This is a genomic window from Nonomuraea sp. NPDC026600 (assembly GCF_040638335.1).
In the GTDB taxonomy this organism is placed as follows: Bacteria; Actinomycetota; Actinomycetes; order Streptosporangiales; family Streptosporangiaceae; genus Nonomuraea.
In genome coordinates this window covers 45,256-60,682 of record NZ_JBEZYD010000029.1, presented here as the reverse complement: position 1 = coordinate 60,682, position 15,427 = coordinate 45,256, and the positions used below count along the sequence as shown (strand labels likewise).

11 protein-coding genes are annotated in these 15,427 nt (G+C 69.9%); 6 read left to right on the top strand and 5 right to left on the bottom strand.

Features of this window, described 5'->3' with window-relative positions:
• Genes AB0F17_RS45575 through AB0F17_RS45560 form a run of 4 tightly spaced genes read right to left on the bottom strand, consistent with a single transcriptional unit; the run spans window position 1 to window position 6,093 of the window.
• Window positions 1-837: a carbohydrate ABC transporter permease gene (locus AB0F17_RS45575; protein WP_358036573.1), complete on the bottom strand. Its 837-nt coding sequence runs from the start codon at window positions 835-837 to the stop codon at window positions 1-3.
• Window positions 837-1,733: a sugar ABC transporter permease gene (locus AB0F17_RS45570; RefSeq protein ID WP_358036571.1), complete on the bottom strand. Its 897-nt coding sequence runs from the start codon at window positions 1,731-1,733 to the stop codon at window positions 837-839. Before AB0F17_RS45570 ends, AB0F17_RS45575 begins: the two co-directional genes overlap by 1 nt.
• Window positions 1,730-3,007 carry an extracellular solute-binding protein gene (locus tag AB0F17_RS45565; RefSeq protein WP_358036569.1) on the bottom strand — a complete coding sequence of 426 codons (1,278 nt, stop codon included), beginning with the start codon at window positions 3,005-3,007 and terminating at the stop codon, window positions 1,730-1,732. The genes AB0F17_RS45570 and AB0F17_RS45565 overlap by 4 nt, the downstream gene beginning before the upstream one ends.
• Complete coding sequence (locus AB0F17_RS45560) at window positions 3,004-6,093, bottom strand: glycoside hydrolase family 38 C-terminal domain-containing protein (RefSeq protein WP_358036567.1); 3,090 nt, start codon at window positions 6,091-6,093, stop codon at window positions 3,004-3,006. The genes AB0F17_RS45565 and AB0F17_RS45560 overlap by 4 nt, the downstream gene beginning before the upstream one ends.
• Before the next feature lie 139 nt (window positions 6,094-6,232).
• Here AB0F17_RS45560 and AB0F17_RS45555 point away from each other — a divergent pair, with 139 nt between their 5' ends.
• Complete coding sequence (locus AB0F17_RS45555; protein ID WP_358036565.1) at window positions 6,233-7,336, top strand: LacI family DNA-binding transcriptional regulator; 1,104 nt, start codon at window positions 6,233-6,235, stop codon at window positions 7,334-7,336.
• Window positions 7,337-7,338: 2 nt separating this feature from the next.
• Window positions 7,339-9,258 (top strand): beta-N-acetylglucosaminidase domain-containing protein, encoded by a 1,920-nt coding sequence (locus tag AB0F17_RS45550; RefSeq protein ID WP_358036722.1) that lies wholly within the window; start codon window positions 7,339-7,341, stop codon window positions 9,256-9,258.
• Here AB0F17_RS45550 and AB0F17_RS45545 read toward each other — a convergent pair whose 3' ends face one another.
• Window positions 9,259-11,085: a glycoside hydrolase family 35 protein gene (locus AB0F17_RS45545; protein ID WP_358036563.1), complete on the bottom strand. Its 1,827-nt coding sequence runs from the start codon at window positions 11,083-11,085 to the stop codon at window positions 9,259-9,261.
• Between the two features lie 81 nt (window positions 11,086-11,166).
• On the opposite strand from AB0F17_RS45545, the gene AB0F17_RS45540 reads away from it, so the two are divergent.
• The 4 genes from AB0F17_RS45540 (at window position 11,167) to AB0F17_RS45525 (ending at window position 15,419) form a co-directional block, all read left to right on the top strand.
• Window positions 11,167-12,183, top strand: a complete 1,017-nt coding sequence (locus AB0F17_RS45540) for a LacI family DNA-binding transcriptional regulator (RefSeq protein ID WP_358036561.1) — start codon at window positions 11,167-11,169, stop codon at window positions 12,181-12,183.
• Between the two features lie 119 nt (window positions 12,184-12,302).
• A complete protein-coding gene (locus AB0F17_RS45535) occupies window positions 12,303-13,625 on the top strand; it encodes a carbohydrate ABC transporter substrate-binding protein (protein ID WP_358036559.1) in 1,323 nt (440 codons plus the stop codon).
• Window positions 13,618-14,544 carry a sugar ABC transporter permease gene (locus tag AB0F17_RS45530; protein ID WP_358036557.1) on the top strand — a complete coding sequence of 309 codons (927 nt, stop codon included), beginning with the start codon at window positions 13,618-13,620 and terminating at the stop codon, window positions 14,542-14,544. The genes AB0F17_RS45535 and AB0F17_RS45530 overlap by 8 nt, the downstream gene beginning before the upstream one ends.
• Window positions 14,545-14,555: 11 nt before the next feature.
• Window positions 14,556-15,419 carry a carbohydrate ABC transporter permease gene (locus AB0F17_RS45525; RefSeq protein WP_358036555.1) on the top strand — a complete coding sequence of 288 codons (864 nt, stop codon included), beginning with the start codon at window positions 14,556-14,558 and terminating at the stop codon, window positions 15,417-15,419.
• Window positions 15,420-15,427: the final 8 nt, after the last annotated feature.

Below are 15,427 nucleotides of genomic sequence, written 5' to 3'. Positions count from 1 at the left end.
TCACCCTTTCAAGCCTCCCGCTTCGAGCCCGCGGAAGAAGTAGCGCTGCAGCACGGCGAAGAACGTGACGATGGGAACCAGGGCGATGATCGTGCCGGCCGCGATGAGGCGCGGATCGTCGTAGAAGGTGCCGCGCAGACGGTTGAGTCCGACGGTGAGGGTGTAGTTGTCCTCGTCGGACAGCACGATGAGGGGCCACAGGAAGTCGTTCCACGAGCCGACGAAGGCGAAGATCGCCACGACGGTGATGACGCCCTTGACCTGGGGGACGGAGACGCGGATGAACCGTTGCCAGGCGTTGGCGCCGTCGATGACGGCCGCCTCGTCGAACTCGGCGGGCAGGTTGGCGAACGCGTTGCGCATGAGCAGCACGTTCAGGGCGGCCACGATCGTCGGCAGGACGACGCCCAGCAGGGTGTTGGCCAGACCGGCCCCCCTGACCAGCAGGAACTGGGAGATGAGGACGGTCTCGGCCGGGACGAGCAGGGCCGCGACGCAGATGCCGGTCGCCACCCCGCGGCCGCGGAAGCGCAGCTTGCCCAGCGCGTAACCGGCGCAGGTGGCGCCCACGACGTTGCCGGTGACGGCCATGGCGGCCACGATCAGGGAGTTGAGCAGGTAGTGGGGCACCGGGATGCGATCGAGCACCGTCGAGAAGTTCCCCAGCGTGGGATGGCCGGGGATCAGCGCGGGCGGCCGCGTGTACAGCGCGTCGCCGGCGCCCTTGAGCGACAGGGAGAGCTGCCACAGCAGCGGGCCCGCCAGCAGCACGGCCATCAGCAGCAGGACCAGGTAGCGAACGACCAGACCGGGCGAGACGCGGCGGCGCGCGGGCATCAGCCGGTCCTCTGCTTGCGTTGCATGACGAGCTGCGCGATCAGCAGGGCGCCGAGGATGACGGACATGACCAGGCTGATCGCACCCGCGTATCCGGTACGCGCCTGCAGGCCGGTGCCTTCGCGCTGGATGAGCATCGTCATGGTGAGATCGCCGCCGCCCACCCCTCCGGTGCCGTTCGTGAGCACGTAGATCTCGCCGAAGACCCGGAAGGCCGCCACGGACGACAGGACGCCGATGAGCGCCATCGTCGAGCGCACGCCCGGGACGGTGACGTTCAGGAAGGCGCGCACCGGGCCGGCGCCGTCCATGGCCGCCGCGTCGTACAGGCTCGGGTCGATGTTCGCCAGCGCGGCCAGGTAGATGACCATGTAGTAGCCCAGGCCCGTCCACACCGTGACGAACATCGCGCTGAACAGCAGCAGCCAGCGGTCGGTGAGGAACGGCACGGGCTGGGCGGCGACCTTGAGCGTGCCGAGCAGCTCGTTCACCAGGCCGCGCTTGTCGAGCAGGTTCGTCCAGATCAGGCCGACGATCACCGGTGACATGATCACCGGCAGGTACATGGTGGTGCGGAAGAACCCCATGAGCCGCCCGGCCCCGCTGAGCAGCGAGGCCAGGACCAGGGGCAGCACCACCATGAACGGCACGACGCACACCACGTACAGGCTGGAGTTCAGCAGCGCGGTGCCGAACCGTTCGTCGGCGAACATCCGCCGGAAGTTGTCCAGCCCGACGAAGTCCCCGGGCCGCAGCAGCATGGAGTCCGTGAACGCCAGCCTCAGCGTGTTCAGGAACGGCACGAGGACCAGGAGCACGACCACGGCCAGGCCGGGCACCAGGAACAACCAGGGGGTCACGCGCCACTTGTGGGTAGCGGGGGTGGAGTCGGTCATCCGTGCGAGGCCAGCCGGTCGTTGGAGTACTTGACCGACTCGTCCAGCGCCTGCTGCACCGACTTCTTGCCCAGCAGGGCCTGGGCGATCTGCTCGCGGAGCGTGTCGGCGTCGGCCGAGCCGGAGAAGGCCGGGGGCCACCACACGACCGCCTTCTTGACCTGGGCAGCGCTTTCCAGCCGCGTCTTCGTGGCGGGGTCGCCGTCGTCCTTGGTGAAGTACTCGTCGTCCATCGACCCCGCCGACGAGGGGAACACCGAGGCCTTCTTGGCGAAGGCGAGCTGGTTGGCGGTGTTGGTCACGTACTTGGCGAAGGCCGTGGCCAGGGGCTGGTTCTTGCCGGTGGCGTTCACGACGAGCGACTCGATGTACATGTTGGGGGCGGCGGTGCTGATCCGCGGCCCGATCCCGAGCGCCTTGTAGATGTCGGGCGCGGTCTCCTTCAGGTCGTTGAGGGTGTAGGAGCTGCCCGACAGGTACGCCAGCCGGCCCGCTTTGAACTCCTCCACCTCCTTGGTCTGGAGGTTGTTCAGCGACTCCTGGGTCAGGCCCTTGCCGGCGTACAGCTTCCTGAAGCGCTCGACGAACTCCACGCCCTTGGCGTCGTTGTAGGTGAACTGCTTGCCCGCGGCGTCCATGAGGGGCACGCCGGCCTCACCGAACATCTCGATGACCGGCATCCGCGCGAGCATCGACACGTCCGAGCACTTCTTGGCCATGGTCTCGGCCTGGCTGAAGAGCTCGTCATAATTGGCGGGCAGCTTGGCCGGGTCCAGACCGCACTTCTTGAACAGCGCCGTGTTGAAGAACGACGGCCCGGTGTTCAGGTACCACGGGTAGCCGTAGGTTCCGCCGCCGAGCCCGCTGAACGTCATCGCCTCCCACGCCTTGTCCAGGTACAGGCTCTTGGCCTGGGGGTCGGCCTTGGTGAGGTCGAGCAGGACCCCCGCCTGGGCCAGGGTGTAGGCGGCCTCGGGTCCCATGTCGACGACGTCGGGCAGCGCCCCTGCCGCGGCGTCGGCCGACAGCTTGTCCTGGTAGCCCTCGGCGGGCTGGTCCACCCAGGTGATCTTCGTGCCGGCGTGTTCCTTCTCGAAGGCCGCGATCAGCTCGGTGAAGTAGGACGTGAACTTGTCGTTCTTCAGGTTCCAGGTCTGGAACTTGATCGTTCCCGACAGCGCCCCGCCAGAGGCCTGCGGCGTCGGGTCGCCGCCGCACCCGGACAGCAGTAGCGATCCCAGGGCGAGTGCCGCGACACCGGTCCATTTTTTCATTGGATGTCCTCCTTGGGTGATGCAGGGGCGGCGATCCGCAGGGTCGCCACCTGGAAAGGGCCGAGATCCAGCCGGACCTCGCTCACGGCACGGCGCGTCGGCCCCACGGCCAGGGGCAGGTCCTCGTCGCCGGCGAGCTCCCGTTCGAGCAGGTCGGTCTCCCACGCGACGGCTCCGGCGCCGAGTTCCTCACGGCAGTGCAGCCGTGCGCGCGCCCGTCCGCCCTGGGTCTCGTACACCCGGACGACGAGGTCGCCGGAGCCGTCGTCGGCCTGCTTCACCCAGTCGATGAGCGCGTGCCCGGCCAGGAGCTCCAGGCGTACCAGCGGCGCCAGCCGCTTCGGCCCGGCGATGTCGGGTGTGTTGAACGCGTAGGCGGCCTCCACGGCGGCCGGCACGTCCGCACCGGGCAGCACCGCCCAGCGGAAGGCATGCGTGCCCTGGTCGGCGTGGGGATCGGGGAAGCGCGCGCTCCGGAGCAGGGACAGCCGGACCACGGTGGAGTCGCCGTCGGCGCGGGCGTCGGCTCCGTACATCGTGTCGTTGACGATCGCGAGGCCGAAGTCACCGTCGGCCACCTGCACGTAGCGGTGCATCGCGGCCTCGAACATCGCCTCCTCGGAGGCGGTGTTCGTGAGCAGCGGGCGTTCGACGTAGCCGTACTGGGTCTCGAACCGCGCGGTCCGCGCGCTGACCCGCACCGGGATGGCCACCTTCAGCAGGCGTTCTCGCTCCTGCCAGTCGACGGCGCACTCGGTCTCGAACCGCCCGGTGCCGGCCCGCAACCACATGGTCAGCGTGATCGTCGACGTGCCGGTCCGCCGGACCACCTCCACGCCGGCGTCGGGCCCGTCGTGGATCACTCTCCGGCTCGTGACCTCGTCGAGCACCTGGGGGTGGCGCAGCACGTGCCGGTCCACGTCCCAGGCGTCCCAGCGCACCGGCTCGTCGCGGAAGAGCTGCAGCTCGTTGAGGCGCCGTCCGGGCGGGACGACCTCCCGGCCCCCGCGCAGGTCGAGCAGGGAGACGACGTGGCCACCGCCGTCCACCACGACCCGCAGCAGGCCGTCATCCAGTACGGTGCCGCCGGCCTCTCCGTCGGTGACCTCGACGACGGCCGCACTCGCTTCCGCCGCGGCGAACGGGGGGAGCACGCTTCCCACGGCGCCGACCTGCTCACCGGCCAGTGCCGCCGTGGCCTGCTTGATCAGATCGTGCAGCCGTTCCTCGACCGCCCGGTAGGTGTCGCGGGCCTCGCGGTGCACCCAGGCGATGGAGGTTCCGGGGAGGATGTCGTGGAACTGGTGCAGCAGCACGGTGCGCCAGATCTCGTCGAGGTCCGCACGCGGGTAGGGCGTACCGTGCAGTGCGCTCGCCGCCGTGCTGAGATATTCCGCCGCCCGCAGCAGCGACTCACAGCGCCGATTGTGCCGCTTCATGGCCGTCTGCGAGGTCAGGGTGCCCCGGTGCAGCTCCAGATAGAGCTCGCCACGGTAGACCGGCTCCAGAGATCCGGCGTCCCGCAACTCGGCCTCGGCCTCCTGGAAGAACTCCGCCGGCGACCTGGAGATCACCCGTGGCGCGCCTTCCAGGTCGGCGAAGCGGCGCAGCCGCTCGGCCATCTCCCTGGTGGGTCCGCCGCCTCCGTCGCCGTACCCGTAGGGCAGCAGCGAATGGGAGGCGATCGCCTTGTCCTTGAAGGTGGTGACCGCGTGACGGAGCTCGCGGGCGGTCACCTCGGCCGCGTACGTCTCCGCAGGCGGGAAGTGGGTGAAGATCCGCGTGCCGTCGATGCCCTCCCACCAGAAGGTGTGGTGCGGGAAGACCGTGGTGTCGTTCCAGGAGATCTTCTGGGTCAGGAACCAGCGGGACCCGGCCCGGCGGGCCAGCTGCGGCAGGGCGCCCGAGTAGCCGAACGAGTCGGGCAGCCACATCTCCCGTGGTTCGCGGCCGAATCGGCTGATGAAGTAGCGCTTGCCGTAGGTCAGCTGGCGCACCATCGATTCGCCGGTGGGAATGACGCCGTCCGCCTCGACCCACATGCCGCCGACCGGGACGAGTCGGCCTTGCTCGACGTGGTCCCGCACGCGCGCGAACAGCTCCGGATAATGCTCTTCGAGCCAGCTGAAGTGCTGTGCCGCCGACATCGTGTACACCAGCGCGGGGTCGGCGTCGAGCAGGGCGAGCGCGTTGGAGACCGTACGGGCGAGCTTGCGTACCGTCTCGCGCAGCGGCCACAGCCACGCCGTGTCCATGTGCGCGTGCCCGACGGCGGTGATCCGGTGGGCGCTGGCGTGCGCGGGCGCGGCCAGGAGCGGAGCGAGGATCGCGCGCGCCCGCCGGGCGCCGGCCTCGGCGTCCGCCTCGTCGTAGGCGTCCAGGGCCTCCTCTGTCGCGCGCAGCAGCCGCCAGTGACGCGGCTCGTCCGCGCTCAGCTCGGCGGCCAGTCCGCCGACGACGTCCAGGTCGCAGGACAGGGCGTGGATCTCGGGCGAGAACGCGGCGATCTCCGCGCGGCGCAGCCTGAACTGCTCGAACGCCTCCTCCGCCCCCTTCTCACCGTGATCGGTGACGACGAACGGCGGTAACCCGAGCAGCAGGGGGTTCGCCGCCGCCTCGACGTAGAGCAGGAACGAGCCGTCGGCATCGAGCAGACCGGGGACGGCTCCGTCGCCCCGTAACCGGACATCGAACTGCCGAGGGTGCAGTCCTTTGACGATCGCGCCGTCCGGGGTGAAGACCAGGCCCTCGCAGTGGCCGCCCACGGAGTGGTCGAACCAGCCCAGGTCGAGGACGAGGTCAAGGGGACCGGCCTGCTGCCCGGCCGTGCCGCGGATCCGGAACCAGGTCGTGGCCCAGGCCTGTCCCCAGGCGGCGCCCAGAGGGAAGGGGCGGTAGCCGGGTGCGGTACGGCCGGGGTCGTGGGCGAGCCCGAGGGCGTGCCGGGCGCTCACCGGCTCCCCGTCGTCCGCGACCGTCCACGCCTCGACCTCGACGCCGCCCAGCCGGGTGTGAATCCGGGGCAGGATCCGATCCCGCCGCACGCGGGCGAGCCGCTCGAGCGTGCGGCTGAGGTGGTTGTGCATCCCGTACCTCTCCGTAGCGGAGGTGTGACAATATGCCTGAAACGTTTTAGTTGTGGCAAGTGACCGAAGACTAATACGGTTTAGTTCTCATGGTCACGCGGGAGGATCATCTCGTTTGCATAACGACGATGGAGGAGCGATGCCGCCGAACGACGAGATTCCGCCTGCTTCAACCGGCTCCCCCGAGACCTCGGTGCCCGCCCCACCGGCCCGGCTGAAGAGCACCGACATCGCGCGGCTGGCGGGCGTCTCCGTCTCGGCGGTGTCACTGGCGTTCAACGCCCGTCCTGGCATCAGCGACGCGACGCGCAAGCGCATCCTCGAGGTCGCCGAGGAGCTCAACTGGCGCCCGCACCGGGCCGCGCGCTCCCTCAAAGGGGCCAGCAACGACGCGGTCGGCATCGTCCTCGCCCGTCCGGCCCGCACGCTGGGCGTCGAGCCGTTCTTCGCGCATGTCCTGTCCGGCCTGCAGTCCCGCCTGTCCAATGAGGGAATCGCCACCCAGCTCCTCATCGTCGAGGACCCCCAGGCGGAGGTGGCGGTCTACCGCCGCTGGGCCGCCGAGAACCGGGTCGACGGGCTGGTGCTCTTCGACCTCACGGTCGACGACGTCCGGCCGCGGCTCATCGCCGGTCTCGGCATTCCCGCCGTCATCCTGGGCGGCCACGGGGCTCCCTTGCCGCTGACCAGCGTCTGGGTCGACGACCACGCGGCGATGACCCGCGTCCTCGCCTATCTCGCCGCGCTCGGCCACCGGTTCCTCGGCCATGTCAGCGGCATTCCCTCCTACCAGCACACACAACGCCGTCTCCAGGCCGTCGCCGACGCGCGCGAATCGCTCGGCGTCGACATCGTGAGCGTGGCGACCGACTACTCCGACACCCAGGGGGCGTCGGCCACGCGCCAGTTGCTGGAGGCGAGCCCTCGGTGCACGGCGATCATCTATGACAGCGACGTCATGGCGGCGGCGGGACTGGGCGTGGCCACCGAGAGGTCCGTGCGGGTCCCCGGCGACGTCTCCATCGTGTCCTTCGACGACTCCATCCTCACCCAGTTGCCGCATCCCCCGATCACCGCGCTGACCCGCGACACGTACGCGCTCGGCACGCTCACCGCGACCGAACTGCTGCACGTGATGGCCGAGCGTCCAGAACCCCGCGCGGTGCAGGCCCCCACTCCCGACCTCGTCATACGCGCCAGCACCGCACCTCCAGCCGATATCGACGAATGGAGAGTTTCGTGAAAATGCGCACCCCCACCGCAGCCCTCGCGCTGGCCGCCACCCTGTGTGCCGGGCCCATCCCCTCGGCCTATGCCGCTCCTTCCTTACCCTCGGTGTCGCCGACGCCCCAATCGCTGAGCGGCGTCGGCGCGGCCGCCGTCGTCACCAGCCGGGTGCTCGTGGTCGCCGACGACCAGACCGACCCCGCCGCTCGCGACCGCCTCGTACGGGAACTCAAGGCACATGGCGCGACCCGGGTGGACATCGTCGCCCCTGACCGGATCCCCGCCGCCGGCCTGCTCACGGTGCGCCTCGGCCCCGCCGCACGCCCGGACATCGCGCGGGCGCTCGGCGACGCGGTCGTGCCGGACAAGGCCGAGGGATACGCGTTACGGGTCTCAGGCCGTCAGATCGCGCTCGGCGGCAAGGACGCCGGGGGCCAGTTCTATGCCGTGCAGACGCTGCGCCAGTTGTTCGTCCCCTCCGGTGGCGGCTGGAAGGTGGCGGGGGTCCAGGTCAGCGACTTCCCGTCCATGCCGCTGCGCGGCACCATCGAGGGCTTCTACGGCGCGCCATGGACACATGCCGAACGCCTCGACCAGATGGACTTCTACGGCGACGTCAAGGCCAACACCTACATCTACGCGCCCAAGGACGATCCCTACCACCGCGACAAGTGGCGCGACCCCTACCCGGCGGCCAAGCTCGCCGAGCTGGGCGAGCTGGTGGCACGGGCCGACGCGAACCATGTCCGCTTCACCTTCGCCCTGTCCCCGGGCGTGTCGATCTGCTACTCCGACCAGGCGGACCGCGACATCCTCAAGCGGAAGCTGCAGGCGCTCTACGACCTGGGCGCCAGGGCGTTCTCCATCCCGCTGGACGACATCAGCTACACCCGCTGGAACTGCGCGGCGGACGAGACCGCCTACGGCACGGCCGGCCGCACCGCCGCCGCGAAGGCCCAGGTCGATCTGCTCAACGACCTGCAGCGCGACTTCATCGCCGGCCACGACGGCGCCCAGCGGCTGCAGATGGTGCCCACCGAGTACGGCGATCTGACCGACACCACGTACAAGCAGACCATACGGGCATCCCTCGATCCCGCGATCGAGGTGATGTGGACCGGCACCGACACCGTGCCGCCGGAGATCACCAACGCGCAGGCCGAGAAGGCGGCGGAGCTGTTCGGCCGCAAGGTCTTCGTCTGGGACAACTACCCGGTCAACGACTACGGCAACACCAGCGGCCGGCTGCTCCTGGCGCCCTACGACAAGCGTGAGGGCGGCCTGGCCGCGCACCTGTCCGGCATCGTGGCCAACCCGATGAACCAGCCGTACGCGAGCAAGGTCGCGGTCTTCGGCGCCGCGGACTTCACCTGGAACGACAGGGCGTACGACGCGGGCAAGAGCTGGCCGCGCGCGATGGCCTATCTGGCCGGCGGCGACAAGGCGGCCACCGAGGCCCTGCTGGTCTTCGGCGACCTGGAGCACATCGCTCCGACCTTCGGCGGCACCCCGTGGCAACCCCAGGCACCCGAGCTCGCCGCGCGCGTGGCCGAGTTCTGGCGGGCGTGGGACGGCGGGCGGCGCGCCGGCGCGATCGCCGCGATGCGTCCGTACGCGAAGGCCATCGCCACGGCGCCGGCCACCATCCGCGGCGGATCGGTGCAGAAGGGCTTCGCCGACGACGCCGCGTCCTGGCTGGACGCCACCGAGCTGTGGGGCCGGGCGATGGTGACCATGCTCGACGCGCTCCAGGCCAAGGAGGCCGGAGACGAGACCAAGGCAGGCGCGTTGCTCGCCGAGTCGCGTGAGCTGCAGCGGCAGGCCCGAGCCGTCCGGGTCAGCCCGCCGCGCAACCGCTGGGGCGCGGCCCAGCCCCAGGTCGGCGACGGGGTGCTCGATGTCTTCCTGGCCGCGGCCGATGCCCGGCTCCAGTCGTGATCAGCCGAACTCCTCGACGTACTCCTCCGGAGGTCCCAGCTCGGGACGGTCCCGCAGCTCCAGGATTCCGCCGGGCCGTTCCAGCTCCAGGACCGTCACGACGTTCTCGCCCGCGCGGAGCAGCGGTGCCGGGCAGTACAGCGTGACCTGCGGCCCGATCTCCCAGTAGCGGCCGAGCAGGAACCCGTTGACCCAGACCAGGCCACGGCCCGATCCCGGCAGCGCGAGAAAGGTGTCCGCGGGCGTGCCGACGCGCACCGTCGCGACGGCGAACCCGGCGTCCGCGGACGCCGGGCCGGCGGTGACCGCGCGGGTCAGCTCCGTGGTGGACCACTCCTGGAAGGCGATCGGCGTGCTGTCCCAGCCCTGCACGATCCGCCGGTCGACCAGGACCGGACCGAGCAGGCCCTTGTGGCGGCCGATGCCCGGCCCATAGTTCACCCGGCCGAGGTTCTCGACCAGGACCTCCAGGCGTACGACGGCGCCGGTTCCACGGATCGGAAGCTCCTGGTGACCGGCGTCGGCGACGCCGAGAAAGGCGCCGTCACCGAAGACAAGGGCCCGGTCGCGCACGTCGGTGAGGATGAGCCGGTGCTCGCCCGCCGGGATACGCGGACGCGCGGTGTACAAAACCATTCCCGCGTCGAGCCCGAGCCGCTCGAACGAGGCCGGGCGCGGGCCCGTCGAGGCGGGCGCGGGCACGGCGCGGAGTCCGGCGAGCAGACCGGCGCGGTGGACGAGCGGGACGCGCGCCGCCGGCAACGTCGGGATCCGCGCGGGCATCCTTACGGGTCCGCGCGCGCCGAGCACCTGCCGCACGGCGAAGAACTTGGCGGTGAGCGTGCCGTCCTCGGCGACCGGGGCGTCGGAGTCGTAGCTGGTCACGGTGGGCTGCAACCGGCCCTGGTGCTCGTTGGCGCCCGCCCAGAGCCCGAAGTTGGTCCCGCCGTGCGCCATGTAGATGCTCACGCTGCCGCCGTCGGCGACGATCTCCTCAAGGGCGGGCACGACGCTGCCGGCGCCGCGGACGTGGTGCCGCTCGCCCCAGTGGTCGAACCAGCCGTTCCAGAACTCGGCGACGACGAACGGTTCGTCCGGCCGCCGCGCCGTGAGGAGGCGCCGGGCGGCGTCGGGCTGGGAGCCCAGGGTGACGGCCGTCAGCGTGCCCGGCAGGGTGCCGCCGTCCAGCATCAGCTCGGTGGGCCCGTCAGCGGTGAACAGCAGCTCCCGGATGCCGCGCGCGGTCAGCGCCTCGCGATTCCAGCCCAGGTAGGCATGGTCGTCGCCGTAGCTGCCGAACTCGTTCTCCACCTGCACCGCCACGACCGGTCCGCCCTCGGCGGCCTGGAGCGCCGCGATGCGCGGGACCAGCTCGTCGAACCAGCGGCCGACCGCGGCGGTGAAGGCGGGGTCGGAGCTGCGGATCGCCACGTCGCGGCCGGTGAGCCAGCTCGGCAGGCCGCCGTTCGACCACTCCGCGCAGATGTACGGGCCGGGCCGGACGACGACGTCGAGTCCCTCCTCCCCCGCCGTGCGGATGAACCGCTCCACGTCCCGCCAGCCGTCGAAGCGTGGCGCCTCGTCCTCGCGGGGCTGATGGAAGTTCCACGCGACGTAGGTGTCGATCGTGTTGAGCCCGAGGTCGGCGAGCCGGCGGATCCGGTCCCGCCAGAGCTCGGGGTGGACGCGGAAGTAGTGCAGCCCCCCGGACAGGATGCTGTGGGGCACGCCGTACCGGTACAGGCGGCGCCCGCGCCAGGTGAGCGCCGCTCCCTCGGAAGTGGTCGTCGGGGCCGGAGCGGTGTCCGGCGCGGGCAGCTCGATCACGGTGGCAGCCTATGTTATCGATGCCATACGTAACAAAGGCAGTATGATTCAGCGAAGGAAGGCGACGGCTGGAGGAGCGCGATGACCGAGGCCACCGAGCGGCCTGCGAGGCAGCCGAGCATGGCTGACGTGGCCAGGGCCGCCGGGGTGTCGGCGCAGACCGTCTCGCGCGCGCTCCGCGACTCGCCGAACGTCAACCCGGAGACCAGGAAGCGCGTGCTCGCCGCCGTGGGCCAGCTCGGCTACCGCTTCAACAACGCCGCCCGGGTGCTCTCCTCCGGGCGCAGCCACACCATCGGGCTCGTGCTGCTGCAGTCCGGCGGCTACTACTCGCGCTCGGCGGTGACCGCCGGCGTCGAGGCGGCCGCGGGCGAGGCCGGCTACGCGGTGAGCATCGCGACCATCGCCGGGCTCGACACCGGCCTGATGGAGCGTTCCCTGTCCAAGCTCGCCGACCAGGGCGTGGACGGCATCGTCATCGCCGTGCCGCTCATCTCGGTGACGCAGAAGATGGAGGACATCACCCGGGAGATCCCCACCGTCACGCTCGACGGCTCCCGCACCGCGAGCGCCCGGGTGCTCGGGATCGACCAGCGGGAGGCCGGCCGCATCGCCACGCAGCACCTGCTCGACCTCGGGCATCGCCAGGTGTGGCACGTCTCGGGCCCGGACGAGTGGATCGAGGCGCGCCAGCGGCGGCAGGGCTGGCAGGAGTGCCTGGCCGCGGCCGGGATCCAGGCGCCGCCCCCGCTGGAGGGGGATTGGTCGCCCGACTCGGGACACCGGCAGGGGCAGGTCCTGGCGATGATCCCAGACGTGACCGCCGTCTTCGCCGCCAGCGACGAGATGGCCTTCGGGGTGATCCGCGCCCTGCGCGAGCGTGGCCGTTCGGTGCCCGGCGACGTGTCCATCGTGAGCGTCGACGACATCGCCCTGGCGGCCTACTGCCACCCGCCGCTGACCACCGTGCGGCAGGACTTCTACCGCTCCGGCGCGGCGGCCGTCGCCCTGCTGCTGCACGAGGCCGGCGCCGACGCCGCCGAGTCGACCGTGTCACTGACGGTCCGCGACTCCACCGCACCGCCCCGTCGTCACTGAACCGCTGCGCCGGCCCGGCCGTAAAGTGCCTCTTGCGCCGCCATGTTATCGATGCCACTGTAACAACGTCCGGACCCTGCCGAGCGATCCAGACCCCCCACGGGAAGGACCCCAGAACCATGAGGAGACCACTCGTCCTCGCGAGCGCCGCCGCCGCGATGCTCGGGCTGCTCACCGGCTGCTCGGCCGACGGGGACGGCTCGGACTCCGGCCGGACGACCCTGAGCGTCGCCGCTCTCGAAGGCGGCTACGGCCGGGACATGTACGCCCAGGTCATTCAGGCGTACAAGGCCTCGCATCCCGACGTGGACGTGCGCTTACAGATCTCGAAGAGCATCGAGGACGAGATCTCCCCGAACATGAAGGCCGGAAAGTTCCCGGACGTCGTGGTGCTCGGCCAGGGCCGCAAGGCCGCGCTCACCGAGACGCTTATCAAGGACAAGGCCCTCGAAGACCTCACGCCCGTGCTGAAGGCGAAGGTCCCCGGCGAGGACAAGACCGTGGGCGACAAGCTCATCCAGGGCATCGTCGGGAACCTCAACACCAACCCCTACGGCACCGACCAGACCTACACGATGCCGATGTACTACGCGCCGAGCGGGCTCTTCTACAACAAGGGGCTGTTCGCCCAGAAGGGCTGGAAGGTGCCGGCCACCTGGGAGGAGATGTTCGCGCTCGGCGAGTCGGTCAAGGAGCAGGGGCTCTCGCTGTTCACCTATCCGACCGCCGGATACCTCGACGCGTACTTCTTCGCGCTCCTCGCCGACGTCGGGGGCGAACAGTTCTACACCGACGTCATGACGTACAAGCAGGGCGTGTGGAAGACCCCGCAGGCGCGGCAGGCTCTCGACATCACCACCCGGCTGCTGAAGTACGCCGCGCCGACCACGGTCGGATACGCCAACGAACAGGACTTCACCAAGAACCAGCAGTCGATCCTCGACAACAAGACGCTGTTCATCCCGAACGGAACCTGGGTCGTCGGCGAGATGAAGGACGCCCCGCGCGCCAAGGGCTTCCAGTGGGGCCTGACGCCGCTGCCGCCGGTCGTCGTGGGCACCAAGCGCTACCTCACGACGTCGGTCGAGTCGGTCTGGATCCCCAGCGCCGCCAAGAACAAGGACGCGGCGAAGGAGTTCGTCGCCTACCTGTACTCCGACGAGGCGGCGAAGATCTTCGCCAGGTCGAACGCGATCCAGCCGATCAAGGGCATCGCGAGCAGCCTGTCCGGGGAGAACGCCGAGTTCTACAAGATCTACGACGAGACGTCGGTCGAGGCGCTCGTCGGCGGGTTCGCCAGCACCGCGCCCGTCGAGGGCGTCGACATCAAGGCCACGCTCTTCGACACCGCCAACAGCATCATCAGCGGCGACAAGACCGAGGACCAGTGGCAGGCCGCGCTCGACGCCGCGAGCGAGAAACTGCGCCAGGCCGGTGGCTGACGTGCCCGGCGGCGGCCTTTTGAGCACGGGGGCGCGCCGGCGCGGCAACGGCGTCTTCGTGCTCGCCTGTCTCCTGCCCGCGCTCGTGCTCTTCGCGGTGTTCATGATCGTCCCGACCGTGAACGTGTTCCGGATGTCCTTCTACACCTGGAGCGGTTTCTCGCCGGACATGCGTTTCGTCGGGCTCGACAACTTCACCCGGCTCCTCGATGACGCGCAGTTCGTCCGCGCCTTCCAGAACACGGTCGCGCTGCTGGTCGTCGTCACGGTCGTGACGATGGGCATGGGCCTGTTCCTCGCCGCCATCATGACCCGGCAACGACTGCGGGGGCGGGTCTTCTACCGGTTCGTCCTCTACGTCCCCAGCGTGCTGTCCGTGGTGGTGATCGCGGCGATCTTCTCCGCCGTCTTCGACCAGGAGAACGGCCTGCTCAACGGCACGCTGCGGCTGCTGTCGCTCGACACCCTGCAGCGGGTCTGGCTCGGCGACCAGGACCTCGTGCTCTGGTCCGTCGCGATCGCGATGGTCTGGCAGTCGCTCGGCTACTACATGGTCCTCTACATGTCCGCGATGTCGAGCATCCCGGAGGAGCTGTACGAGGCCTCCGCGCTCGACGGCGCGTCCGCCGGCCGGCAGTTCTTCGCGATCACGCTGCCGCTCATCTGGCAGAACCTCCGCACGACGCTGACGTTCTTCGTCATGAGCGCGGTCAACCTGAGCTTCGTCCTCGTCCGCGCGATGACCGGCGGCGGGCCCGACGGCTCCTCCGAGGTCCTGCTGAGTTACATGTACCGGCAGGCGTACACGAACTCGTCGTACGGCTACGGCATGGCCATCGGCGTCGTCATCTTCGCGTTCTCCTTCCTCGTGTCGCTCCTGGTGAGCCGCGCGACGCGGCGCGAGCCCCTCCGGTTCTGAGGACGGCCACCATGACCGCCATCAACCCACGCCGGGCGCTGACCTACGTCCTCGTCACCGCGATCGCCCTGGCCATCGCGGTGCCGGTCGGCTGGGTGCTGCTCGCCTCGCTCAAGCGCAAGAGCGAGTTCTACGGCAGCCCCTGGGTGCTGCCGGAGGGCCTGCACCTGCGCAACTACGTCGACGCGTTCGTCACCGCGCGCATGGGCCAGTACTTCTTCACCTCGGTGTTCGTCACGCTGCTCGGGCTGGTGTTCGTCGTGGCGGTCTCCGTGCCGGCGGCCTACGTCATCGCCCGGTACGACTTCCGCGGCCGCGGCCTCGTGGAGGTCGCGCTGCTGGGCGGGCTGTTCGTCAACGTCAACTACATCGTCGTGCCGATCTTCCTCATGCTCGTCGGCTGGGACCGCGCGCTCGTCGACGTGCTGCCCGGCGGCTTCTTCATCGACAACCCCGCGGTCCTCTCGCTCGTCTACGCGGCCACGTCGATCCCGTTCACCATCTATCTGCTCACCGCGTACTTCCGGTCGATACCGGCCGACTTCGAGGAGGCCGCGGCCCTGGACGGGGCCTCCCGCTTCCAGGTCATGGTCAGGGTCATGCTGCCGATGGCGCGACCGGCGCTCACGACCGTGATCCTGTTCAACTTCCTGGCCTACTGGAACGACTTCATCATCGCGCTCACCCTGCTCCCAGGCGATGGCAAGACGCTGCAGGTGGGTCTGCTCAACCTGATGACCGCGCAGAAGGCGGCGGCCGACTACGGGCGGCTGTACGCCGGCATGGTCATCGTGATCGTTCCGGTCCTCATCTTGTACGCGTTCATCCAGCGCCGGCTCACCGAAGGCATGGCGTCCGGCGGCGTGAAGGGCTGACACGGAGG